Below are 21,620 nucleotides of genomic sequence, written 5' to 3'. Positions count from 1 at the left end.
GAACTCCGCGTCCCCGCCCTCCTCCTGAGGTCCCCCTACGACCCCGACCCCGCCCTGACGGCCGGTTCCGGGAGCCGCCGCCCGAGGGGGAAATCCATTGGCCCGCGGCGCGGTACCGCGGCTACACTCCCCGGTCTTCCCGCCTCCCTCCGTGGAGCGCCGCCGCCCGGACGGAAACCGGCCGGCCCACGTCGCGATCCCCCCGGAGGCAACACCGTGTCCGCGCCCAGTCCCAGCCATGCCCCCACCCCCGAGACCGAGCCCGGAACCAAGCCCGCGCCCGCGCCCGGTTCCGGCCCCGGAACCGATCCACTGAGCCGTGAGCGTGCCCACCTCACCGCCTCGCGCGCCGCGCTGCGCGCCATGCGCGAGGACGCCGAGGCCCTCGACATCCGCGATGTCACCGCCAACTGGGTGAACGCCGCCGTCCTCGGCGCCCAGATCGACGAACGCATCAAGTCGCTGGCCGACCTCTCCCACACCCCGCTCTTCTTCGGCCGCCTCGACTACCTCCACACGGTCGGCGCGGAGCGGGCCGAGGGCGCGGAGGGCGAGCGCTTCTACATCGGCCGGCGCCACGTCCACGACGCGGACGGCGACCCGATGGTCATCGACTGGCGCGCGCCCGTCTCCCAGCCCTTCTACCGCGCGTCCCGGAAGGACCCGCTGGACGTCGGGCTGCGCCGCCGCTTCGGTTACACGGGCGGCGAGCTCACGGCGTACGAGGACGAGCACCTCTGCGACCCGGCGGAGTCCGGGGAGCGGACCAGCAAGCTGCTCCAGGCGGAGATCGAGCGCCCGCGCGTCGGCCCGATGCGGGACATCGTGGCGACGATCCAGCCCGAACAGGACGAGATCGTACGGTCGGGCCTGTCCGGCAGCGTCTGCGTGCAGGGAGGGCCGGGGACCGGGAAGACGGCGGTGGGCCTGCACCGGGTCGCGTACCTCCTCTACGCGCACCGCGAGCGGCTGGCCAGGACCGGCACGCTGGTCATCGGCCCGAACAAGTCCTTCCTCCACTACATCGAGCAGGTCCTGCCCGCGCTGGGCGAGCTGGAGGTCAAGCAGGCCACGGTCGACGACCTGGTGGCGCCGCACGCCGAGGTGCGCGGCGCGGACGGGGCGGACGCCGCGGTGATCAAGGGCGACGCGCGGATGGCGGAGGTCCTGCGGCGGGCGCTGCGCTCGCACGTCACCGTTCCCGCCGAGCCGGTGGTCGTGGTGCGCGGCTCGCGCCGCTGGCGGATCCCGGCCTACGAACTGGAAAAGATCGTGACCGAGCTGCTGGCCCGCGACATCCGTTACGGCGCCGCCCACGACGCGCTGCCGCAGCGCATCGCCCACGCGGTACTCGTACGGATGGAGGAGGCGGGCGAGGCCCCCGACGACCGGGTGCAGGACACGGTGGCCCGCAATCCGGCGGTGAAGGCGGCCGTCAAGGCGGTCTGGCCGGCGGTGGACCCGGCGAAGCTGGTCCTGCGGCTGCTGTCGGACGCGGAATTCCTGGCGGAGCACGCCGAAGGGCTGCTGAGCGCCGACGAGCAGAAGACGATCCTGTGGCCGAAGCCGCCGAGGAGCGTGAAGTCGGCGAAGTGGTCGGCGGCGGACGCGGTGCTCATCGACGAGGCCGGCGACCTGGTCTCGCGTACGCACTCGCTCGGCCATGTCGTACTCGACGAGGCCCAGGACCTGTCGCCGATGCAGTACCGCGCGGTGGGCCGCCGCTGCACGACGGGCTCGGCGACGGTACTGGGCGACCTGGCGCAGGGCACGACGCCGTGGGCCACCGCGAGCTGGTCCGAGGCGTTGCGGCACCTGGGCAAACCGGACGCGGCGGTCGAGGAACTGACGGCGGGCTTCCGGGTGCCGCGCGACGTCATCGCGTACGCGTCGCGGCTGCTGCCGTCGATCTCGCCGGGGCTGGCGCCGGTGTCGTCCGTGCGGGAGAGCCCCGGCTCGCTGTCGGTGCGGCGGGTGGAGTCCGGTGCGGTGGTGTCCGAGGCGGTGGTGTCGGCCTGCGCCGAGGCGCTGCGCCACGAGGGCTCGACGGGACTGATCGCCGCGGACGCGCGCATCCCGGAACTGGCGGCGGCCCTTGCCGCGGCGGGCCACGCGTACCTCTCCCCCGGCGAGGAGACGACGGCGCGGGCGCGGCTGACGCTGGTGCCGACGTCGCTGGCGAAGGGCCTGGAGTACGACTACGTGGTGCTGGACGAGCCGGCGGCGGTGGTGGAGGGCGAGCCGGACGAGCGGACGGGGCTGAGGCGGCTGTACGTGGCCCTGACCCGAGCGGTGTCGGGCCTCACCATCGTCCACCGGGCCCCGCTCCCACCGGCCCTCGGCTGACCGGGTCTCCGCTCCGGGCTCGGACCCCGGACGCCCTCCGGGCGTGTCCTCCATCGCCGGACGGGCTTGACATGACTGCGCCGACTGTGTCCGTGCGGCAGCTTTCAGCCTGTCCGGCGTTCCCGAACCGGGGCCCGGGCGGGGCCCCGGTTCGGGAAGGGGCGGGCAGGGGAACAGCTCCGCGCAGCGGCGCCGCACCCTGCACCCGCACCCCGCCCCCCCTACGCGTCCAGCGTCGCCCGCCAGGTCCGCACCGCCTCCGCCGACACCGGGCCCGTCCAGCCCCCCGGCCGCGCCGCCCCGCCGATGTGGAAGGCGTCGATGCCCGCCGCCCGGAGCTCCGGCAGGTGGTCGAGGCGCAGGCCGCCCCCGACCAGGATCTGCGGCTCGTACCCCGGTGTGCCGCGCCGCGCCGCCTCCGCCACGAGCACCGGCAGGCCCGCGTCGACCCCCTCCGCCGCGCCGGCGGTCAGGTACGCGTCCAGGCCGGGCAGTTCCGCGAGCCGCTTGCGCAGCGCGTCGCGGTCCGCCGCGCGGTCGATCGCCCGGTGGAACGTCCAGCGGCACCCCTCGATCTCCGCCACGACCCGCTCGACCGCGACCAGGTCGGGGTTCCCGTCCGCGTCGAGGAAGCCCAGCACGAACTCGTCGGCCCCCTCCGCGCGCACCCCCCGCGCCGCCCGCACCAGCGCGTCGACGTCCCCCGCGGCGAATCCGTGCGTCAGCCGCAGCATCACGCGCAGCGGGATGTCCACCGCCGCGCGGATGCGTCCGAAGGTCTCGCGGGACGGGGTCAGGCCGTCCGCCGCCATGTCGGTGACCAGCTCCAGCCGGTCCGCCCCTCCGGACTGGGCGGCGATCGCGTCCTGCGCGTCGAGGGCGATCACCTCCAGGACTGCACGGTTGCTCATGGGACCCCATTCCTCGGGAACTCGGGAAAACGACGACTACAGGTCTAGTCCAATATCCACCCTAGGGCCCACGCCCCGCCAACGCATCAGCGCGCGCCGGTGAAGACCACGGGGACACCGCGGGAACGGGCCGGGCCCCTCCTGGACCGGCGCGCCCGACGGCAGAATGGGGGGCATGAACGCCACGGCCGCCACCCCCGCCGACGACCGGCACCCCGCGCACGACGACCTGGTCCGCCGCTGGCTGGACACCGTCCCCGCCGAAGACGACGATCGGGCCGCCGACCCTCGCCCGTACGCCGAGAACCTCCTCGCCCGCTGGGCCGAACCGCAGCGCCGCTACCACTCCACCGACCACCTGGTCGCGGTCCTCGGCCACCTCGACACGCTCGCCGCCCACGCCGACGACCCGGTCGCGGTCCGCCTCGCCGCCTGGTTCCACGACGCGGTCTACCGCCCCGACCGCTCCGAGAACGAGGAGCGCAGCGCCGTACTCGCCGAGCGCGCCCTGTCCGAGCTGGGTCTCGACGACGCCCGTACGGCCGAAGTCGCCCGTCTGGTCCGCCTCACCGCCGGCCACGACCCCGCCCCGGGCGACACCAACGGCGAGGCCCTGTGCGACGCGGACCTGGCGATCCTGGCCGCGCCCCCGGCGCCGTACGCCGCCTACGCCGCGGCGGTGCGCGAGGAGTACGGCTTCGTCCCCGACGACACGTTCCACGAGGGCCGCGCCGCGGTGCTCCGGCAGCTCCTGGCGCTGCCCACGCTGTTCCGCACGCCGCACGGGCGAGCGCAGTGGGAGGCGCGGGCGCGGCAGAACCTGACGACGGAGCTGGACCTCCTCACCGCCTGAGCCGGGGTGCCGACGAAGCCGCCGGAACCACCGGCGGGAATGCGGGCGGCGACAGTGGTGTTTTCAACTGTCATGCCTGACTCCGCCGATCGCCGCACCCGCATGCCCCTGGCCGTGTACATACTCGGGATGGCGGTCTTCGCCCTCGGAACGAGCGAGTTCATGCTCTCCGGGCTGCTGCCACCGATCGCCGACGACATGGGCGTGTCCATCCCCCAGGCCGGACTGCTGATCTCGGCCTTCGCCATCGGCATGGTGATCGGCGCACCCCTGCTGGCCGTGGCCACACTGGGCCTCCCCCGTCGTACGACCCTGATCACCCTGATCACGGTCTTCGGCCTCGGGCAGGTCGCCGGCGCGCTGGCCCCGACGTACGAGCTGCTCTTCGCCTCGCGCGTCGTGAGCGCCTTCGCGTGCGCCGGGTTCTGGGCGGTGGGGGCGGCGGTCGCCATCGCGATGGTGCCGGTGAACCACCGGGCCCGGGCGATGGCCGTCATGATCGGCGGCCTGAGCATCGCGAACGTGCTCGGCGTGCCCGCCGGAGCGTTCCTCGGCGAGCACTTCGGCTGGCGGTCGGCGTTCTGGGCGGTGGGCGCCGCCTCGGCCGTCGCGCTGGTGGGTGTCGTGACGCTGATCCCGCGCATCCCGCTGCCCGCCCGGAAGCCGCAGCTCAAGCGGGAGCTGGCGATCTACCGTGACGGCCAGGTCTGGCTCGCGATCACCATCACGGCACTCGCGGCGGGCGGCGTCTTCTGCGCCTTCAGCTACCTCGCGCCGCTGCTGACGGACGTGGCGGGCCTCGACGCGGGCTGGGTGCCGACGGTCCTGGCCCTGTTCGGGATCGGCGCGCTGGTGGGTACGGCCATCGGCGGCCGGGTCGCCGACGCGCACCTCTTCGGCGTACTGATCAGCGGTGTCGCGGCCTCGACGGTCTTCCTGGCCGTACTGGCCCTCTTCGCTTCGGACGCGGTGGTGGCGGTGGCGGTGTCGTTCCTGCTCGGCCTCTCGACGTTCTACACGGCGCCCGCGCTCAACGCCCGGATGTTCAACGTCGCCGGCGCGGCCCCCACCCTGGCGGGCGCGACCACGACGGCCGCGTTCAACCTGGGCAACACGGGCGGCCCCTGGCTCGGCGGCACGGTGATCGACGCGGGCTTCGGCTTCTCCTCGACGGCGTGGGCGGGCGCGGCGATGACGGTACTGGCACTGGTGGCGGTGGCGTTCTCGCTGCGGCTCCACCGCGGAGGCGGCTCACGCCTGATCGCGGCGTCGGCGCCCGCGCCGGCCCCGGACACGGCCGCGACGCAGCGCACCGGCGCCTGAGCGCATCCCCGCACCCGGCCCCGGCCCCCGGACGCCCTCCGGGGGTCACTCCGGCGCCGGCCGCCCCTTCGGCCGCCGCAGCCCCGCCGCGGTGAGCCGGCGCACCAGCTCCTTCGAGCCGACCTCCACCGCCCCCGCCGCCACCGCGTCCGCGTACCGCACGTCCGGCACGTCGTAGTGATCGCGCTCGAACGCCCGCGCCGGGCACCCGATGGCGGCCGCGAACGCGTGCAGTTCCTCGTACGAGACGTCGCTCACCAGGTGCGACCACATGCGGCCGTGCCCCGGCCAGGTCGGCGGGTCGATGTAGACCGTCACGTCAGGCCGCCGACCGGCGCCACCATGACGGCCGCCTTCGTGCACACCCAGTGCGGGTCGGCCCCCAGCTCCGGCTCGACCTCCAGGGCGTGCGGTTCCCCGTCCGCGCAGACCGGGCAGAGCGGCCAGCGGCCGTACCGCTCCAGAAGCGCGTCCTGCACGTCCTGGGCTATCAGCCCCGTCACGTACGCCGCGCCCTCCGGCCACTGCTCCACCCACCACCGGCGTTGCGCGACCGCGTCCTCGACCATCGACACGACGTCCGCCTGAGCCACGTCACGGGCCGTGAGGTCGGCCATGACCAGGGCGCGGGCGACGTGCAGGGCCTGTTCGAGCGGGGACGCGAGGGGTTCCATGGAGCCATTGTCCCGCGCCCCGTACAGGGCGGACGTGGGGTTGACGGCCCACTGGCTCGAAAATATCTTTCAAGAGTGACCAATGAAGTGAAGGAAATTTTCACCGGGGCCGCCGGCACCACCGGCAGCGGCTCCGCCCCGCCCGCGCCCGCCGCCCTGGCCGCCAAGGTACGGACCCTCGCCCCGTCCATGACCCGCTCCATGCAGCGCGTCGCCGAGGCCGTCGCGGCCGACCCGGCCGGCTGCTCCGCCCTCACGGTCACCGGTCTCGCCGAGCTCACCGGCACCAGCGAGGCCACCGTCGTCCGTACCGCACGCCTCCTCGGCTACCCCGGCTACCGCGACCTGCGCCTCGCGCTCGCCGGGCTCGCCGCCCAGCAGCAGTCGGGCCGGGCGCCCGCCGTGACCGCCGACATCGCGGTCGACGACCCGATCGCCGACGTCGTCACCAAGCTGGCGTACGACGAGCAGCAGACCCTCGCCGACACCGCCGCCGGCCTGGACACCGTCCAGCTCGGCGCCGCCGTCACCGCCCTCGCCGGGGCCCGCCGCATCGACATCTACGGCGTCGGCGCCTCCTCCCTCGTCGGCATGGACCTCGCCCAGAAGCTGCTGCGCATCGGTCTCATCGCGCACGCGCACACCGACCCGCACCTGGCCGTCACCAACGCCGTGCAGCTGCGCTCCGGCGACGTGGCCGTGGCCATCACGCACTCGGGATCGACCGGTGACGTCATAGAACCCCTCCGCGTCGCCTTCGACCGGGGAGCGACGACGGTCGCGATCACGGGCCGCCCGGACGGGCCCGTGTCGCAGTACGCCGACCACGTCCTCACCACCTCGACCGCCCGCGAGAGCGAACTGCGCCCGGCCGCCATGTCCAGCCGTACGAGTCAGCTCCTCGTCGTGGACTGCCTGTTCATAGGCGTGGCCCAGCGCACGTACGACACGGCCGCCCCCGCCCTCGCCGCCTCCTACGAGGCCCTCGCGCACCGCCACACCCCGCGCGGCAGCACCCGCTAGAAGCCAGCCTGTACGACGAGAAAGAGCCGCCTTCCTCATGACCTCCACCAGCGCGAACGCGAACTCCACCCCGGCCACGGACTCCCGGGGCACGGCCTCCCGGGACACAGCCTCCCCCGGGGATTCCCGCACCTACGGCGAACTGCGCGCCCAGCTCGCCACCCTCACCACCGAGGCGTTCCGCCCCGAGCTCGCCGACATCGACCGGCTCCCGACGGCCGAGATCGCCCGCATCATGAACGGCGAGGACCGCACCGTCCCCGAGGCCGTCGCCGCCCAGCTCCCCCGGATCGCCGCGGCCATCGACGCCACCGCCGAGCGGATGGCCCGCGGCGGCCGGCTGATCTACGCGGGCGCCGGCACGGCCGGGCGGCTCGGCGTGCTGGACGCGAGCGAGTGCCCGCCCACCTTCAACACCGACCCGTCCGAGGTCGTCGGCCTGATCGCGGGCGGCCCGACCGCGATGGTCAAGGCCGTCGAGGGCGCGGAGGACTCCAGGGAACTGGCGGCGGCGGACCTGGACGCCCTCGCCCTCACCCCGGACGACACCGTCGTCGGCATCTCGGCCTCCGGCCGCACCCCCTACGCCATCGGCGCCGTCGAGCACGCCCGCGCCGCGGGGGCCCTCACCATCGGGCTGTCCTGCAACGCGGACAGCGCGCTCGCGGCCGCCGCCGAGCACGGCCTGGAGGTCGTCGTGGGCCCCGAGCTCCTCACGGGCTCCACCCGCCTCAAGGCGGGCACGGCCCAGAAGCTCGTCCTCAACATGATCTCGACCATCACGATGATCCGGCTCGGCAAGACGTACGGAAACCTCATGGTCGACGTCCGCGCCTCCAACGAGAAGCTGCGCGCCCGCTCCCGCCGCATCGTCGCCCTGGCCACCGGCGCGCAGGACGCGGAGATCGAGGCCGCGCTCGCCGCCACCGACGGCGAGGTCAAGAACGCCATCCTCGTCCTCCTCTCCGGAGTCGACGGCCCCTCCTCCGCCGCCCTGCTCGACGAAGCGCAGGGCCACCTCCGCGCCGCCCTCCGGGCCGCCCGTACCACCTGAACCACCCCGCACCTCCTCCCCCCTCCCGCACAGCAAGGCACCCGCACCATGACCGAACCCAAGAACCGCGCCACCGCCGCCGCGATCCTTCCGCTCGTCGGAGGCGCGGGGAACGTCACCTCCATCGCCCACTGCATGACCCGGCTCCGCCTGGGCCTGCGCGACCGCACCCTCGTCCGGGACGAGGAACTGAAGGCCCTGTCCGCCGTCATGGGCGTGGTCGAGGACGACACGTACCAGATCGTGCTCGGGCCGGGCGCGGTCGCCCGGGTCACCCCGGAGTTCGAGGCCCTGGTGGCGGAGGAACGAGCGGCCGCCCCCGTCCCCACGGCCGCCCCCACCCCCACCGCCGACGAACTGGCCGCACAGGGCGCCGCGATCAAGGACCGGCAGAAGGCGAAGAACGCCACCCCCTTCAAGCTGTTCCTGCGCAGGATCGCGAACATCTTCGTCCCGCTGATCCCGGCCCTGATCGGCTGCGGCATCATCGCCGGCCTCAACGGCCTGCTCATCAACCTGGGCTGGCTCCCCGCCGTCACCCCCGCCCTCGCCGCCATCGCGACCGGCTTCATGGCGCTGATCGCGGTCTTCGTGGGCCTGAACACGGCGAAGGAGTTCGGCGGTACGCCGATCCTGGGCGGCGCGGTCGCCGCGATCATCGTCTTCCCGGGCGTCGCCGAAGCCGACGTCTTCGGCCAGTCGCTCTCCCCGGGCCAGGGCGGCGTACTGGGCGCGCTCGGCGCGGCGGTCCTCGGGGTGTACGTCGAGAAATGGTGCCGCCGCTGGGTCCCGGAGTCCCTGGACGTCCTGGTCACCCCCACCCTCACGGTCCTGGTCTCCGGCCTCGTCACCGTCTTCGGCCTGATGTTCGTGGCCGGTGAGATCTCCACGGCCATCGGCGACTTCGCCGGCTGGCTGCTGTCCACCGGCGGCGTGGCCGCCGGCTTCGTCCTCGGTGGCCTGTTCCTCCCCCTCGTGATGCTGGGCCTGCACCAGGCCCTGATCCCGATCCACGCCACCCTCATCGAGCAGCAGGGCTTCACCGTCCTCCTGCCGATCCTCGCCATGGCGGGCGCGGGCCAGGTCGGCGCGGCCGCCGCGGTCTATCTCCGCCTCCCCCGCAACACCTCGATCCGCCGCACCATCAGGTCCGCGATCGCGCCCGGTTTCCTGGGCGTGGGCGAGCCCCTGATCTACGGCGTCTCGCTCCCCCTGGGCCGCCCCTTCGTCACCGCGTGCGTCGGCGGCGCCTTCGGCGGCGGCGTCGTGGGCCTGCTCAACCAGCTCGGCGACTCGGTGGGCTCAACGGCCATCGGCCCGTCCGGCTGGGCCCTGTTCCCCCTCCTCGACGGTGACAAGAGCCTGGCCGCGGTCGCCGCGGTCTACGCCGCCGGCCTGGTCGCCGGCTACATCGCGGGCTTCCTGGCGACGTACTACTTCGGTTTCACCCGGCAGATGCTGACCGACCTCAACGTCTCCACGGACGAACCCGCGACGCCCCGGCCGGCCCCGGGCACCCCGGCCCAGGGCCCGGTCCCGGCCGTCCTGCCCCGCGCCGGAGGACCCCGGTCACCGTAAGCACGCATCGGCGCACAGTTCCGCGACCGCGACCGCGACCGCGACCGCGACCAGCAGACGCGGCGCGGGCCGCTCACCCTCCAGGCCGAAGCAGCCGAAGCCTTCAACCGAGCGGTGAATCAGTTCGAAGCGGCGCCACCCGGGCGGAGGCGGCGGTTTCGGCCGGTGAGAAGACAGCACGAAAACCTCCTCCACCAGGGCACTCGCCTCGTCGGACGTCTCCGCCGTCATGGTCAGGGTCCTGGTCCCGTCGTCGACGGCGGTCCACAGCCCGGCGGTGTCGTCGTGCTCGCGCCGGCCGGAAGCCTCATGCCATTACGCTCCCACCCGCCCCCGGCACGGCCGCGCCTCACGGCAGCCGCCCCGCCGCGTTGATCTCCCGCACCCGCACCCTCAGCACCTCCCCCGGCGGAGCCGGGCGCACGTCCTCCGGCGGGCAGTCCCACTCCCGGCCCCCACCCGGCGGCCGCAGCTGTACATACGTCCCCACCTGCCCCATCACCCTCCCCACCCGCCCGTCCCGGACATCCACGGCGTACGTCCCCGGCTCCGGCGGCCCGCCGACCGTCACGGCTTGAGCCCGTGCAGGACGGCGGCGAGCCTCATCGCCGTGTCGAGGTTGCACCGCCCCAGGTCCACCAGCGGGTACGGCGCCTCGCTCGCCAGCGACACCACGTCCACCCGCAACGACGGCAGCGTCACCGACACCACCTCCAGTCCCTCCCGCAACTGGGCCACCACCTCTTCCGCAGCCCGCAACCGCTCCGACGACCGCACCACCATGACCAGGCACCTCCGCACGCTGTGTATTAGCTTTCCTCACACAGAGTGGCCGAAAGCGCACTAGCCTGACCAGTAACAGCGGCCAACAACACCGCATGTCGGACAGGGAGTTGCCATGCCCGGACCCAAGGGCCTCGACCCGTCTTCCTCCCCCAGGGCCCTGCTCGGCGCGGAACTGCGCCACGCCCGCGAGAAGGCCGGCCTCACGCAGGAGGAGCTGGGCCAGCCGCTGTTCGTGAGCGGCTCGTTCATCGGCCAATTGGAGGCGGGCACGCGCCGGATGATGCCGGAGTACGCGGTGAAGATAGACGAAGTCCTGGGCACGGCCGGCTTCTTCGAGCGGAACTGCAAGGCGTCCACGAAGTCGAAGTACCCGGACCACTTCGCGGAAGCGGCCGAGGCGGAAGCGATCGCGACGGCGATCAAGGAGTACGCGCCGCTGCTGATCCCGGGCCTGTTGCAGACGGAGGCGTACGCGAGGGCGATCTTCCGCGCGTACCAGCCGACGGCGACGGAGGCGGTCATCGACGAACTGGTGGCGGCGAGGCTGGAGCGCGCGCACCTGCTCGACGATCCAGCAAAGCCGTTGTTGTGGACGGTCCTGGACGAGGCGGTACTGCGCCGCAAGGTCGGCGAGCCCGCCGAGACGGCGGAGGCACTGCGCCATGTGACGGCGATGGTCCGGCGCCACCGGGTCATCGTGCAGGTGCTGCCGTTCGAGGCGGGCGCGCACGCGGCGATGGGCGGCGCCCTCAAGCTGATGGCCTTCGACGACGCACCCCCGCTCGCCTACCTCGAAGGCCCGGGTACAGGGCGGCTGGAGGACGATCCGGCCACGGTCGCCCGCCACCAACTGGCCTACGATCTGATTGGGGCCATGGCGCTGTCACCCAAGGAATCCCTGGCTCTGATCGATTCAGTGGCGGAGGATTACGCGCATGGAGATCACCCCTGAGTACGACCTGTCCACGGCGACCTGGCACAAGTCCAGCTACAGCGACGGCAGCGGCGGCAACTGCCTGGAGATCGCCACCTGGCGCAAGTCCACGTACAGCGGCGGAGACGGCGGCGACTGCCTCGAAGTAGCCGACGGCCACCCCGGCATCGTCCCCGTCCGGGACTCGAAAGACCTGCTCGGCCCGGCGCTCGTGTTCCGGGCCGGGGCCTGGTCCGCGTTCGTCACCGGCGTGAAGAACGGGCAGGTCACAGCTGCCTGACTCGGCCCGGGGCTCAAGCCCCGGAGTCCGAGCCCTTTTCAGTGGACGGGGTGGTGGGTAACACCAACCACCCGCCCCAACTCCCGCCCGCACCACCGCGCGTGACCTTCCGTGACCGGCTTGCCACAACGCGTCGCGGCGGTCTAGCGTGCCCCCATAACCGCATAACGAACAGCCCCCGCCGGTGTGTCCGCACCGACGAGGGCTTAACCAACAAGATCGAACGAGGCGATCCCATGGCTGCAAGCCAGCTTAATCCTGCCCTGCCCGCGCCCGCACATCCCCTGGCCAATCCGGGGTACGGAAAGCGCAGCGCCCCCGAGCAACGCCGCCCCCACGACGGCGACTTCGCCCACCTCCCCCGCCGCGAGGCGTCCATCGCCGGGTACATCGACCGGCTCCCCGAGGGCGCGGACATCTCCGTGAAGACGCTGGCCAAGGTCCTGCCGGACTACGGCCAGTGCGCCGTACGCACGGCCCTCCGCCGCCTCTCGGAAGCCGGTCATCTGCGCCTGGGCAAGGAGGCCGTCACCGACCGGACGGGCAGCCGCCGCTGGGTCACCCGTACGTTCTTCTCCCGCACGGCCAGGGACGACGCCTGGTGGGCCGCGTTCCAGGGCGGCGGCAACGCCCCCGGCACGCCCCGCCCCGCTCAGCCGCGCCGGCCCCGTCCGCGCAGCCGGGCGTACGGCATCCTCGCCTCGCTGGGCCGCACCGAGCCCGCGATGTCGCTCTCGGAGGCCGACTGCGTCGCGCTGGAGACCCTGGCCGCCGACTGGCTGACCCGTGGCGCCACCGAGGCCGAGCTGGTGCACGCGCTGACCGGCGGCCTGCCCCGGCCGGTCCACAGTCCGCCCGCGATCGCCCGTGTCCGGCTGGGGAAGCTGCCGCCGCAGCGGGCACCCGAGCCCCAGCCCGGGCAGACGGCCGCCCGCCCGCCCCTGCGCATGCTGGAGTGCACGGAATGCCGTGTGCCGGGCCGCCCGGAAGCCCTGGCCGGCGGCCTGTGCCGGGTGTGCCGCGACGAGCCTGCGCGCCCGCCGGGCAGCGGCCTGCCCGCGTCCGAGGTGCGCGCCCACGCGGCCAGGGTGCGAGCAGCGGCGGCCCGCCCGCCCGAGAGGGCCCGCAGGTGACCGTTCAGCTCACCCGCGCCAAAAGCCGGGCACGATGGCGAGAAGCTCGAGGACTTCGCCCATCGAAGCCGACAACGCCCGAGGGCGGCGCCCCTTCCCCGGAGGCACCGCCCTCGTACTGTCAATCGTCAGCCGTCAGCCGCGACCGGCGGGCTCCTTCTCCGGCGCCGGGTGCGACGGCGGCGCGTCCCAGCACTCCACCCCGTCGAGGTCCGGCATCCGGCTCTTGGTGAAGACCGGGTTCAGGCCCTGGCGGCGCTGCGCCACGTAGTCGTCGAGCAGCCGGAACGCGATCACCGACAGCGGCAGGATCGCCACCAGGTTGACCAGTGCCATGAAGCCCATGAAGACGTCGGCGAGGTTCCACACCACACTCACCGAACCGAGCGCACCGAGGAAGACCACGACCAGGACGAGCGCGCGGTACCCCGGCAGGACCCACTTCTTGTCCGTCATGAACTCGATGTTGGACTCGCCGTAGTAGTAATTGCCGATCATGGAGCTGAAGGCCAGCATGAAGACGACCAGCGTCAGCACGTGCCCGGCCCAGCCGCCCAGCGTCTCGGTGAGCGCGGTCTGGGTGAGGTCCGCGCCCTGGCGGGCACCGGCCAGTTCCGGGTTGGTCGTCAGGATGATGAAGGCGGTCATCGAGCAGATCAGCAGGGTGTCGAAGTAGACGCCCAGCGACTGGACCAGGCCCTGCTTGACCGGGTGGGAGACCTCGGCGGTGGCGCCGGCGTTCGGGGCCGAACCGAGACCCGCCTCGTTGGAGAACATGCCGCGGCGGATGCCCTGCTGGATCGCCATGCCGATGGCGCCGCCCGCCACCTCGCGGAAGCCGAGGGCGCCGCCGATGATGTCGGCGAAGACGCGCGGCACGTCACCGATGTTCAGGACGACGACGATCAGACCGAGCACCAGGTAGAGCACGGCCATCACCGGCACGAGGACCTGGGTGACGGAGCTGATCCGGCGTACGCCGCCGAAGACGGCCAGGGCCAGCAGCACGGCGAGCCCGATGCCGGTCACCGGCGCGAACCAGGAGGTGTCGTCGGCGGAGAAGGAGGCGCCTGCCACGGCGGTGATGGTGTTGGCCTGCACCGCGTTGAAGACGAAACCGAAGGTCAGCGTGATGGTGACGGCGAAGAGCACACCGAGCCAGCGCTTCTTGAGCGCGCGCTCCATGTAGTACGCGGGTCCGCCCCGGTACGTGCCGTCCTTGTCCTGCACCTTGTAGAGCTGGGCGAGCGTCGATTCGACGAACGCCGAAGCGGCGCCGATGAACGCCATCACCCACATCCAGAAGACGGCGCCCGCGCCGCCCAGGGTGATGGCGGTGGCGACACCGGCGATGTTGCCGGTGCCGACGCGCGCGGCGGCGGAGATGGTGAAGGCGCCGAAGGAGGAGACCTGCTTACGGCCGTCCTTGGCGGGAGCCGTCTTGTCGCCCAGGACGCGCAGCATCTCGGGGAAGAGCCTGCCCTGCACCACCTTGGACCTGACGGTGAACCACAGGCCCGCGCCCACGACGAGCGGGATCAGCAGATAGGTCCAGAAGACGTCGTTGACGTCCATGATCATGGAGTCCAGCGTGTCCATACGTGACGTGTCCTCGGAGTCGGGAGTGCTCGGCTCTGACGGCGCACGTATGCGGCCGGCCGTGGAAGTATTCATTCCATACAAAGCTCCCGGCAGGCTACCCAGGAGCAAAGCCGCACAATACCCCTGGGATCGGTGCGCTTTCTCACAGGCTGAGACGCGGCGCGCGCCGAAACGCCACCGGGGCGGCACCCCCGAAGGGATGCCGCCCCGGTGCTGCGGGACAGATGACCGAACGAGTCGATCAGAAGTCCATGTCACCGCCCGGCATGCCGCCGCCCGCGGGGGCACCGGCCTTCTCGGGCTTGTCGGCGATGACCGCCTCCGTGGTGAGGAACAGCGCGGCGATCGACGCGGCGTTCTGCAGAGCGGAGCGCGTGACCTTCGCCGGGTCGATGATGCCCTCGGCGATCATGTCGACGTACTCGCCGGTCGCGGCGTTCAGGCCGTGACCGATCGGCAGGTTGCGCACCTTCTCGACGATGACGCCACCCTCGAGGCCACCGTTGACGGCGATCTGCTTGAGCGGGGCCTCCAGCGCGAGACGCACGGCGTTGGCGCCGGTCGCCTCGTCGCCCGAGAGCTCGAGCTTCTCGAAGACGGCCGTGGCCTGGAGCAGAGCCACGCCACCACCGGCGACGATGCCCTCCTCGACGGCGGCCTTGGCGTTGCGCACCGCGTCCTCGATGCGGTGCTTGCGCTCCTTGAGCTCGACCTCGGTGGCGGCACCGGCCTTGATGACGGCCACGCCGCCGGCCAGCTTCGCCAGGCGCTCCTGGAGCTTCTCGCGGTCGTAGTCCGAGTCGGAGTTCTCGATCTCGGCACGGATCTGGTTGACGCGGCCCTGGACCTGGTCGCTGTCACCGGCGCCGTCGACGATCGTCGTCTCGTCCTTGGTGATGACGACCTTGCGGGCGCGACCGAGCAGGTCGAGACCGGCGTTCTCCAGCTTGAGGCCGACCTCCTCGGAGATGACGGTGCCACCGGTGAGGATGGCGATGTCGCCGAGCATGGCCTTGCGGCGGTCACCGAAGCCCGGAGCCTTGACGGCGACGGACTTGAAGGTGCCACGGATCTTGTTGACGACGAGCGTGGACAGCGCCTCGCCCTCGACGTCCTCCGCGATGATCAGCAGCGGCTTGCCCGACTGCATGACCTTCTCCAGCAGCGGAAGGAGGTCCTTCACGTTGGAGATCTTGGAGTTGACGATCAGGATGTACGGGTCGTCGAGCGACGACTCCATGCGCTCCATGTCGGTGGCGAAGTACGCCGAGATGTAGCCCTTGTCGAAGCGCATGCCCTCGGTGAGCTCAAGCTCCAGACCGAAGGTCTGCGACTCCTCGACGGTGATGACGCCTTCCTTGCCGACCTTGTCCATCGCCTCGGCGATGAGCTCGCCGATCTGGGTGTCGGCGGCGGAGATGGAGGCCGTGGAAGCGATCTGCTCCTTGGTCTCCACATCCTTGGCCTGCTCAAGGAGAGCGGCGGAGACGGCCTCGACGGCCTTCTCGATGCCGCGCTTGAGGGCCATCGGGTTGGCGCCGGCGGCGACGTTGCGCAGGCCCTCGCGGACCAGAGCCTGGGCGAGGACGGTCGCGGTCGTCGTGCCGTCACCGGCGACGTCGTCGGTCTTCTTCGCGACTTCCTTGACCAGCTCGGCGCCGATCTTCTCGTACGGGTCCTCGAGCTCGATCTCCTTGGCGATGGAAACACCATCGTTGGTGATCGTGGGGGCGCCCCACTTCTTCTCGAGGACGACGTTGCGGCCCTTGGGGCCGAGGGTGACCTTGACGGCGTCGGCGAGCTGGTTCATCCCGCGCTCGAGACCGCGCCGTGCCTCCTCGTCGAACGCGATGATCTTGGCCATGTGAAGTGGTCCTCCCGGACTGGGGTGGATTCTCCGGACCGAGTGGCGCCCGCGACGGACGGCCAGCCTGCCTGGTGGTTTTCCTTGTCCCACCCGGCCTGCGGGCCTCACCGGCCCGGTCCTTCTGTCACTCTCACTGGGAGAGTGCTAACAGTGCTAACGCCAATGATTAGCACTCGACCCCTTCGAGTGCAAGCGTCCCCCTCCGATGTGGACAGACGGTCCGGGGGCGCGCGGCACGCAGGAAGGGCCTGCACCCGGTGCGGGTGCAGGCCCTTCCTGCGTGAGTGCGTCGGTGGCCGATCGCGCCGGGATCAGACGGCGAGCTTGACCATGTCCGCCTGCGGACCCTTCTGGCCCTGCGAGATCTCGAATTCGACTCGCTGACCTTCTTCAAGGGTGCGGTACCCGTCCATCTGGATCGCGCTGTAGTGGACGAAAACATCCGCACCACCGTCGACCGCGATGAAGCCGTACCCCTTCTCCGCGTTGAACCACTTGACGGTGCCCTGAGCCATGCCTAACTCCCCTATTACTGGCCCTTGCACGGGACCGCACTTCGCGGACCCGGGTCAGATCTCCACCCTCCGACAGGAGAGGGCGTGCGCCGGAACGCGTCGACCGCGGCTGAATGTATCCGCCCAACTGCCCTCTGCAACAGGTCAATCGGACGAGAAATCTGGGCGCGGCCGAGCACTCGAATATGAGGAATTCCCTGGTTTCCAGGGCAAGTCGGGCCGGACAAAGCGCGCATTGGCGGCAATCGGCTCGAACACTTTGGCTGCTTCTTGTCGCACGGGGACGCATTCTCATATGCGCCCGGCAAAGACAGCGGAGGGGGCTTCCCCAACTCTACCCCGCCCAACCCTACTGAATTGCCCCCTCCGCTTCTGGGGCGGAGGGGGCAAGGCGCGTGACGAGGGCGGTGCGGCGGCGGATCAGCCTCCGGCGACGGCCGGGATGATCGAGACGCCGGCGCCGTCCGGCGTGGCGGTCTCCAGGCCCTGCTCGAAGCGCACGTCGTCGTCGTTCACGTACACGTTCACGAAGCGGCGCAGCTTGCCCTGGTCGTCCAGGACCCGGGCCGCGATGCCCGCGTGGTTCTTCTCCAGGTCGGCGATGACCTCGGCGAGGGTCGCGCCCTCGGCCGCGACCTCGGCCCTGCCGTCCGTGTACGTACGGAGAATCGTCGGAATGCGGACGTTGACACTCATGCGAGGCCAGCCTCTCGGAAAGAGTCCAGGTTGGGGCGGATGACGGCGGACTGGCCCGTGGTCGGGGCCACCGCCTCAAGGGTCTTCAGGCCGTCGCCCGTGTTGAGCACGACGGTCGTGAGGGCCGGGTCCAGCAGGCCGGCCTCGATGAGCTTCCTGGTGACGCCGACGGTCACGCCGCCCGCGGTCTCCGCGAAGATGCCCTCCGTCTCGGCCAGCAGCTTGATCGACTCGACGACCTGCTCGTCGTCGACGTCCTCGACCGCGCCGCCCGTGCGGCGGGCGATGTCCAGGACGTAGGGGCCGTCGGCCGGGTTGCCGATCGCCAGCGACTTGGCGATCGTGTTCGGCTTCTGCGGCCGTACGACGTCGTGCCCGGCCTTGAAGGCCGTCGACACCGGGGAGCAGCCCTCCGCCTGGGCGCCGAAGATCTTGTACGGCTTGTCCTCGACCAGGCCCAGGGCGATGAGCTCCTTCAGGCCCTTGTCGATCTTCGTGAGCTGCGAGCCCGAGGCGATCGGGATGACGAGCTGGTCCGGGATCTCCCAGCCCAGCTGCTCGCAGATCTCGTACGCCAGGGTCTTGGAGCCCTCGCCGTAGTACGGGCGCAGGTTGACGTTGACGAATCCCCAGCCCTCGCCCAGCGGGTCGCCGATGAGCTCGGAGCAGAAACGGTTGACGTCGTCGTAGTTTCCCTCGATGCCGACCAGGTCGCCACCGTAGACGGAGGCCATGACGACCTTGCCCTGCTCCAGGTCGTGCGGGATGAACACGCAGGAGCGGAAGCCGGCCCGCGCGGCGGCGGCGCCGACCGCGCCGGCGAGGTTGCCGGTGGAGGAGCAGGAGAGCGTGGTGAAGCCGAACGCGCGTGCGGCCTCGACGGCGATGGCGACGACGCGGTCCTTGAAGGAGTGCGTCGGGTTGCCGGAGTCGTCCTTGACGTACAGACCACCGGTGACACCCAGCTCGCGGGCCAGGTTGTCGGCCTTGACGAGCTTGGTGAAGCCGGGGTTCAGGCTGGGCTTGGACGCCACGTCGGCGGGCACGGGCAGCAGCGGCGCGTAGCGCCAGATGTTGTCCGGTCCGGCCTCGATCTGCTTGCGCAACGCCTCGGCGTCACCGAGCGGGAGGTCGTAGGCGACCTCGAGAGGACCGAAACAGGAAGAACAGGCGAAGATCGGGCCGAGTTCGAATCGCTCTCCGCACTCGCGGCAGGAAAGCGCGGCGGCGGGGCCCAGGTCTACGGGCAGGGAATGCGAGTCGGTGGCGCTTGCATCGGTTTCGACGGTCTGCACAGCCATGGTGGCGAGGCCCTTTCTCCTCATCTTCCCCACGGCGCGTTTCGCCGTGAGACGGAATTGGCACCGTCCCCACCGTTACCTCGCGGTCGGCGGGATGGTTGCCGGGACTTCAACGGGCCGTTCCCTCTGTCCCTCTGGATGAGCGCTATGGCGGCGGGTCTGGACCCGGCGCATTTGTGTCCGCGAGACCCCCCGAGATGCGAGGGCGGTCCGCGTTGTTCAAGACTGTAACCGAAGCCCCGGGCGGCGGAGACAGTCGTCCGCACCGCGAGATGACTGTATTGATATGCCGCTTTTGCGGCATGGCACGCAAGGGAGAAGCACGTGCTCGAAGAGGTGGAGCGCTGGCTGGAACTGCGGTCCTGGACCACGGCCGACCGGTCGCTGGACCAGCTGGTCGCGGCCAAGACCGGACGTGGCCACACCGTCAGCGTCGTGCTGCCCGCCCTCGACGAGGAGTCGACGGTGGGTGACATCGTCGCGGCGATACGCCATGAGCTGATGGAGGCCGTGCCGCTCGTCGACGAGCTCGTCGTCGTCGACTCCGGTTCGAAGGACCGCACGGCGCAGGTGGCGACGGCGGCGGGGGCACGGGTCGTCCACCGTGACGCCGTGCTGCCGCGCATACCGGCCCTGCGCGGCAAGGGAGAGGTGCTGTGGCGGTCACTCCTGGTGACCAGTGGCGACATCGTGTGCTTCATCGACTCGGACCTGAAGGACTTCTCCGCCTCGTTCGTCTCGGGCATCGTCGGGCCGCTGCTCACCGAGCCCGACGTGCACTTCGTGAAGGCGATGTACGACCGCCCTCTCGGCGAAGCCACAGGTCAGGGCGGCCGGGTGACCGAGCTGGTGGCCCGCCCGCTGCTCAATCTGCACTGGCCGCAGCTGGCCGGATTCGTCCAGCCGCTGGGCGGCGAGTACGCCGTGCGCCGCTCGCTCCTGGAGCGGCTGCCCTTCCCCGTCGGTTACGGAGTGGAGTTGGGCCTGCTCGTCGACTCGCTCCACACGGTGGGTCTGGACGCGCTGGCCCAGGTCGACGTGGGCGTACGCAAACACCGCCACCAGGACGGGCAGGCGCTCGGACGGATGGCCGCCACGATCTACCGGACGGCTCAGCAGCGGCTTTCGCGCGGCGCTCTGGTGCGGCCCGTGCTGACGCAGTTCGAACGGGACGAGGACGGCGGGTTCGGGTTCGTGCCGCGGACCTACGCGGTGGACACGGAGGAGCGGCCGCCGATGTGCGAGATCGACGAGTACGCGTCACGCCGCGCGGCGTGACGCCGGAGGCTCCGGACCGTACGCACGTTTGAGGGCAGCCAGGACTGGCTAGGTTCGCCACATGGTCTCCGAGCACGCTGCACAGGTACTCGTCGCTTCCAATCGCGGCCCGGTCTCGTACACCCTCCGCGAGGACGGTTCACTCGACGCCAGGCGCGGCGGGGGCGGTCTCGTCTCCGGTCTGTCGGCGATCGGGCGGGACGGGGACGGAGCCTCCTCGCTGTGGGTGTGCGCGGCGCTCGGGGACGGCGACCGGGAGGCGGTGCGGCGCGGGACCGGCGAGCCGGGCGTGCGGATGCTCGACATCGACGCCGGGGTGCACGCGGACGCGTACAACGGCATCGCGAACTCCGTGCTGTGGTTCGTCCACCACATGCTCTACCAGACCCCGCTGGAGCCGGCCTTCGACGCGGAGTTCCGGCGGCAGTGGGCGGCGTACGAGACGTACAACCGCGCCTTCGCCGACGCCCTGGCGGCCGAGGCGGCGCCGGGCGCCGTGGTGATGGTGCAGGACTACCACCTGTGCCTGGTGCCCGGCATGCTGCGCGAGCTGCGCCCGGACCTGCGGATCGGCCACTTCTCGCACACCCCGTGGGCGCCCGTCGACTACTTCCGCCTGCTGCCCGACGACATCGCGCGGCAGCTGCTGCGCGGTCTGCTGGGCGCGGACCGGGTGGCGTTCCTGACCCGGCGCTGGGCGGACACCTTCGCGGCGTGCGCGGTGGACGTGCTGGGCGCCGGCGCGCTGGAGGGCACGGCGGTCGGGGTGCACGGCCTGGGCGCGGACGCGGACTTCCTGCGGGCGCGCTCGCAGCGGCAGGACGTGGAGGAGTGGCTGGTCAGGCTGCGGGAGCGGGTCGGGGCCGGGCGCAGGACCGTCGTCCGGGTGGACCGCACGGAACTCTCCAAGAACATCGTGCGCGGACTGCTCGCCTACCGGCGGCTGCTCACGGACCGGCCCGAGTGGCGCGGGCGGGTGGTGCACATCGCGTTCGCGTACCCGTCGCGGCAGGACCTGGCGGTGTACCGCGACTACATGGCGTCCGTACGGCGCCTCGCCGAGGAGATCAACGCCGAGTACGGGACGGACGACTGGCAGCCGGTGCTGCTGGAGCTGGACGACGACTTCGCGCGGTCCCTGGCGGCGTACCGGATGGCCGACGTGGCGCTGGTCAACCCGGTCAGGGACGGCATGAACCTCGTGGCCAAGGAGGTGCCCGTCGTCTCCGACGAGGGGTGCGCGCTGGTGCTCTCGCGGGAGGCGGGGGCATACGAGGAACTGGGCGAGGACGCGATCGCCGTCAACCCGTACGACGTCATGGCGACGGCGGACGCGCTGCACGAGGCGCTGGTGATGGATCCGCAGGAGCGGGCCGAGCGTACGAAGCGGCTGGCCGCGGCGGCGACGGCGCTGCCGCCGACGGCCTGGTTCCTGGACCAGCTCGCGGCGCTGGCCCCGGAGTAGA

Annotated in this window: 22 protein-coding genes and 1 riboswitch; of the genes, 11 read left to right on the top strand and 11 right to left on the bottom strand. The window is 71.7% G+C overall.

The annotated features are described in order from the left end of the window. The first annotated feature begins 312 nt into the window (after positions 1-312). Entirely contained in the window at positions 313-2,346 is a 2,034-nt protein-coding gene (locus BN1555_RS17870; protein WP_255306431.1) for a HelD family protein, read from the top strand. A gap of 221 nt (positions 2,347-2,567) precedes the next feature. Here the strand turns inward: BN1555_RS17870 and BN1555_RS17865 are convergent, their stop codons facing one another. Beyond that, positions 2,568-3,257 carry a copper homeostasis protein CutC gene (locus BN1555_RS17865; RefSeq protein WP_093800313.1) on the bottom strand — a complete coding sequence of 230 codons (690 nt, stop codon included), beginning with the start codon at positions 3,255-3,257 and terminating at the stop codon, positions 2,568-2,570. Positions 3,258-3,432: 175 nt separating this feature from the next. On the opposite strand from BN1555_RS17865, the gene BN1555_RS17860 reads away from it, so the two are divergent. Beyond that, a complete protein-coding gene (locus tag BN1555_RS17860) occupies positions 3,433-4,110 on the top strand; it encodes an HD domain-containing protein (RefSeq protein WP_093800312.1) in 678 nt (225 codons plus the stop codon). Between the two features lie 102 nt (positions 4,111-4,212). Then, positions 4,213-5,433, top strand: a complete 1,221-nt coding sequence (locus BN1555_RS17855; protein ID WP_093803472.1) for a Cmx/CmrA family chloramphenicol efflux MFS transporter — start codon at positions 4,213-4,215, stop codon at positions 5,431-5,433. 45 nt (positions 5,434-5,478) lie between these two features. On the opposite strand, the gene BN1555_RS17850 is transcribed toward BN1555_RS17855, so the two are convergent. After that, positions 5,479-5,751, bottom strand: coding sequence for a DUF4031 domain-containing protein (locus BN1555_RS17850; protein ID WP_093800311.1), 273 nt, complete (start codon positions 5,749-5,751; stop codon positions 5,479-5,481). Next, a complete protein-coding gene (locus tag BN1555_RS17845) occupies positions 5,748-6,107 on the bottom strand; it encodes a hypothetical protein (protein WP_093800310.1) in 360 nt (119 codons plus the stop codon). Before BN1555_RS17845 ends, BN1555_RS17850 begins: the two co-directional genes overlap by 4 nt. A gap of 75 nt (positions 6,108-6,182) precedes the next feature. On the opposite strand from BN1555_RS17845, the gene BN1555_RS17840 reads away from it, so the two are divergent. From BN1555_RS17840 to BN1555_RS17830, 3 genes are read left to right on the top strand one after another with little or no spacing between them, the layout of a single operon-like run. Next, positions 6,183-7,130, top strand: a complete 948-nt coding sequence (locus BN1555_RS17840; RefSeq protein ID WP_093800309.1) for a MurR/RpiR family transcriptional regulator — start codon at positions 6,183-6,185, stop codon at positions 7,128-7,130. Positions 7,131-7,167: 37 nt separating this feature from the next. Beyond that, positions 7,168-8,184, top strand: a complete 1,017-nt coding sequence (gene murQ, locus BN1555_RS17835) for an N-acetylmuramic acid 6-phosphate etherase (RefSeq protein WP_093800308.1) — start codon at positions 7,168-7,170, stop codon at positions 8,182-8,184. 48 nt (positions 8,185-8,232) lie between these two features. Beyond that, positions 8,233-9,762 (top strand): PTS transporter subunit EIIC, encoded by a 1,530-nt coding sequence (locus BN1555_RS17830; protein ID WP_093800307.1) that lies wholly within the window; start codon positions 8,233-8,235, stop codon positions 9,760-9,762. On the opposite strand, the gene BN1555_RS17825 is transcribed toward BN1555_RS17830, so the two are convergent. The 3 genes from BN1555_RS17825 to BN1555_RS17815 form a co-directional block, all read right to left on the bottom strand. Further along, positions 9,754-9,993, bottom strand: a complete 240-nt coding sequence (locus BN1555_RS17825; protein ID WP_093800306.1) for a hypothetical protein — start codon at positions 9,991-9,993, stop codon at positions 9,754-9,756. The two genes, BN1555_RS17830 and BN1555_RS17825, sit on opposite strands and share 9 nt — an antisense overlap. Before the next feature lie 118 nt (positions 9,994-10,111). Continuing rightward, positions 10,112-10,252, bottom strand: a complete 141-nt coding sequence (locus BN1555_RS40390) for a hypothetical protein (protein ID WP_255306484.1) — start codon at positions 10,250-10,252, stop codon at positions 10,112-10,114. A 77-nt stretch (positions 10,253-10,329) separates the two neighbouring features. Further along, positions 10,330-10,545 carry a hypothetical protein gene (locus tag BN1555_RS17815; protein WP_093800304.1) on the bottom strand — a complete coding sequence of 72 codons (216 nt, stop codon included), beginning with the start codon at positions 10,543-10,545 and terminating at the stop codon, positions 10,330-10,332. A gap of 115 nt (positions 10,546-10,660) precedes the next feature. On the opposite strand from BN1555_RS17815, the gene BN1555_RS17810 reads away from it, so the two are divergent. From BN1555_RS17810 to BN1555_RS17800, 3 genes are all read left to right on the top strand, one after another. Further along, positions 10,661-11,500, top strand: coding sequence for a helix-turn-helix domain-containing protein (locus BN1555_RS17810; RefSeq protein ID WP_093800303.1), 840 nt, complete (start codon positions 10,661-10,663; stop codon positions 11,498-11,500). Next, the gene (locus tag BN1555_RS17805; RefSeq protein ID WP_093800302.1) at positions 11,484-11,762 is read left to right on the top strand and encodes a DUF397 domain-containing protein; all 279 of its coding nucleotides are present in this window, start codon (positions 11,484-11,486) and stop codon (positions 11,760-11,762) included. Before BN1555_RS17810 ends, BN1555_RS17805 begins: the two co-directional genes overlap by 17 nt. 236 nt (positions 11,763-11,998) lie before the next feature. After that, a complete protein-coding gene (locus tag BN1555_RS17800) occupies positions 11,999-12,895 on the top strand; it encodes a hypothetical protein (protein WP_176710063.1) in 897 nt (298 codons plus the stop codon). Between the two features lie 135 nt (positions 12,896-13,030). On the opposite strand, the gene BN1555_RS17795 is transcribed toward BN1555_RS17800, so the two are convergent. From BN1555_RS17795 to thrC, 5 genes are all read right to left on the bottom strand, one after another. Next, positions 13,031-14,494 carry an alanine/glycine:cation symporter family protein gene (locus BN1555_RS17795; RefSeq protein ID WP_093800301.1) on the bottom strand — a complete coding sequence of 488 codons (1,464 nt, stop codon included), beginning with the start codon at positions 14,492-14,494 and terminating at the stop codon, positions 13,031-13,033. Between the two features lie 244 nt (positions 14,495-14,738). Next, positions 14,739-16,361 carry a chaperonin GroEL gene (gene groL, locus BN1555_RS17790; RefSeq protein ID WP_093800300.1) on the bottom strand — a complete coding sequence of 541 codons (1,623 nt, stop codon included), beginning with the start codon at positions 16,359-16,361 and terminating at the stop codon, positions 14,739-14,741. A 314-nt stretch (positions 16,362-16,675) separates the two neighbouring features. Further along, positions 16,676-16,879, bottom strand: coding sequence for a cold-shock protein (locus tag BN1555_RS17785; RefSeq protein ID WP_005315736.1), 204 nt, complete (start codon positions 16,877-16,879; stop codon positions 16,676-16,678). 420 nt (positions 16,880-17,299) lie between these two features. After that, on the bottom strand, positions 17,300-17,575 hold the full coding sequence (locus BN1555_RS17780; protein WP_093800299.1) for a MoaD/ThiS family protein: 276 nt from the start codon (positions 17,573-17,575) through the stop codon (positions 17,300-17,302). Further along, positions 17,572-18,876 (bottom strand): threonine synthase, encoded by a 1,305-nt coding sequence (gene thrC / locus BN1555_RS17775; RefSeq protein ID WP_093800298.1) that lies wholly within the window; start codon positions 18,874-18,876, stop codon positions 17,572-17,574. The genes BN1555_RS17780 and thrC overlap by 4 nt, the downstream gene beginning before the upstream one ends. A 17-nt stretch (positions 18,877-18,893) precedes the next feature. Next, positions 18,894-19,021, bottom strand: a riboswitch (SAM riboswitch). Between the two features lie 179 nt (positions 19,022-19,200). On the opposite strand from thrC, the gene BN1555_RS17770 reads away from it, so the two are divergent. Both BN1555_RS17770 and BN1555_RS17765 read left to right on the top strand, forming a co-directional pair. Continuing rightward, positions 19,201-20,154, top strand: coding sequence for a glucosyl-3-phosphoglycerate synthase (locus BN1555_RS17770; RefSeq protein WP_093800297.1), 954 nt, complete (start codon positions 19,201-19,203; stop codon positions 20,152-20,154). A 61-nt stretch (positions 20,155-20,215) separates the two neighbouring features. Further along, on the top strand, positions 20,216-21,619 hold the full coding sequence (locus tag BN1555_RS17765) for an alpha,alpha-trehalose-phosphate synthase (UDP-forming) (protein WP_093800296.1): 1,404 nt from the start codon (positions 20,216-20,218) through the stop codon (positions 21,617-21,619). The last annotated feature ends 1 nt before the right edge of the window (position 21,620 follow it).

Source organism: Streptomyces sp. Wb2n-11, assembly GCF_001049855.1.
Taxonomy (GTDB): Bacteria; Actinomycetota; Actinomycetes; order Streptomycetales; family Streptomycetaceae; genus Streptomyces; species Streptomyces altiplanensis.
The sequence above is the reverse complement of the archived record's forward strand: the minus strand, read 5'-3'. Positions and strand labels throughout refer to the sequence as shown.

Bases quoted from the DNA above. Each gene is read 5' to 3' on its own strand.
- BN1555_RS17830 (WP_093800307.1), top strand. From the start codon at position 8,233: ATGACCGAACCCAAGAACCGCGCCACCGCCGCCGCGATCCTTCCGCTC.
- BN1555_RS17865 (WP_093800313.1), bottom strand. From the start codon at position 3,257: ATGAGCAACCGTGCAGTCCTGGAGGTGATCGCCCTCGACGCGCAGGAC.
- BN1555_RS17800 (WP_176710063.1), top strand. From the start codon at position 11,999: ATGGCTGCAAGCCAGCTTAATCCTGCCCTGCCCGCGCCCGCACATCCC.
- groL (WP_093800300.1), bottom strand. From the start codon at position 16,361: ATGGCCAAGATCATCGCGTTCGACGAGGAGGCACGGCGCGGTCTCGAG.
- BN1555_RS17825 (WP_093800306.1), bottom strand. From the start codon at position 9,993: ATGACGGCGGAGACGTCCGACGAGGCGAGTGCCCTGGTGGAGGAGGTT.
- BN1555_RS17795 (WP_093800301.1), bottom strand. From the start codon at position 14,494: ATGGACACGCTGGACTCCATGATCATGGACGTCAACGACGTCTTCTGG.
- murQ (WP_093800308.1), top strand. From the start codon at position 7,168: ATGACCTCCACCAGCGCGAACGCGAACTCCACCCCGGCCACGGACTCC.
- BN1555_RS17780 (WP_093800299.1), bottom strand. From the start codon at position 17,575: ATGAGTGTCAACGTCCGCATTCCGACGATTCTCCGTACGTACACGGAC.
- BN1555_RS17815 (WP_093800304.1), bottom strand. From the start codon at position 10,545: ATGGTGGTGCGGTCGTCGGAGCGGTTGCGGGCTGCGGAAGAGGTGGTG.
- thrC (WP_093800298.1), bottom strand. From the start codon at position 18,876: ATGGCTGTGCAGACCGTCGAAACCGATGCAAGCGCCACCGACTCGCAT.
- BN1555_RS17860 (WP_093800312.1), top strand. From the start codon at position 3,433: ATGAACGCCACGGCCGCCACCCCCGCCGACGACCGGCACCCCGCGCAC.
- BN1555_RS17845 (WP_093800310.1), bottom strand. From the start codon at position 6,107: ATGGAACCCCTCGCGTCCCCGCTCGAACAGGCCCTGCACGTCGCCCGC.
- BN1555_RS17785 (WP_005315736.1), bottom strand. From the start codon at position 16,879: ATGGCTCAGGGCACCGTCAAGTGGTTCAACGCGGAGAAGGGGTACGGC.
- BN1555_RS17810 (WP_093800303.1), top strand. From the start codon at position 10,661: ATGCCCGGACCCAAGGGCCTCGACCCGTCTTCCTCCCCCAGGGCCCTG.
- BN1555_RS17765 (WP_093800296.1), top strand. From the start codon at position 20,216: ATGGTCTCCGAGCACGCTGCACAGGTACTCGTCGCTTCCAATCGCGGC.
- BN1555_RS17805 (WP_093800302.1), top strand. From the start codon at position 11,484: ATGGAGATCACCCCTGAGTACGACCTGTCCACGGCGACCTGGCACAAG.
- BN1555_RS17855 (WP_093803472.1), top strand. From the start codon at position 4,213: ATGCCCCTGGCCGTGTACATACTCGGGATGGCGGTCTTCGCCCTCGGA.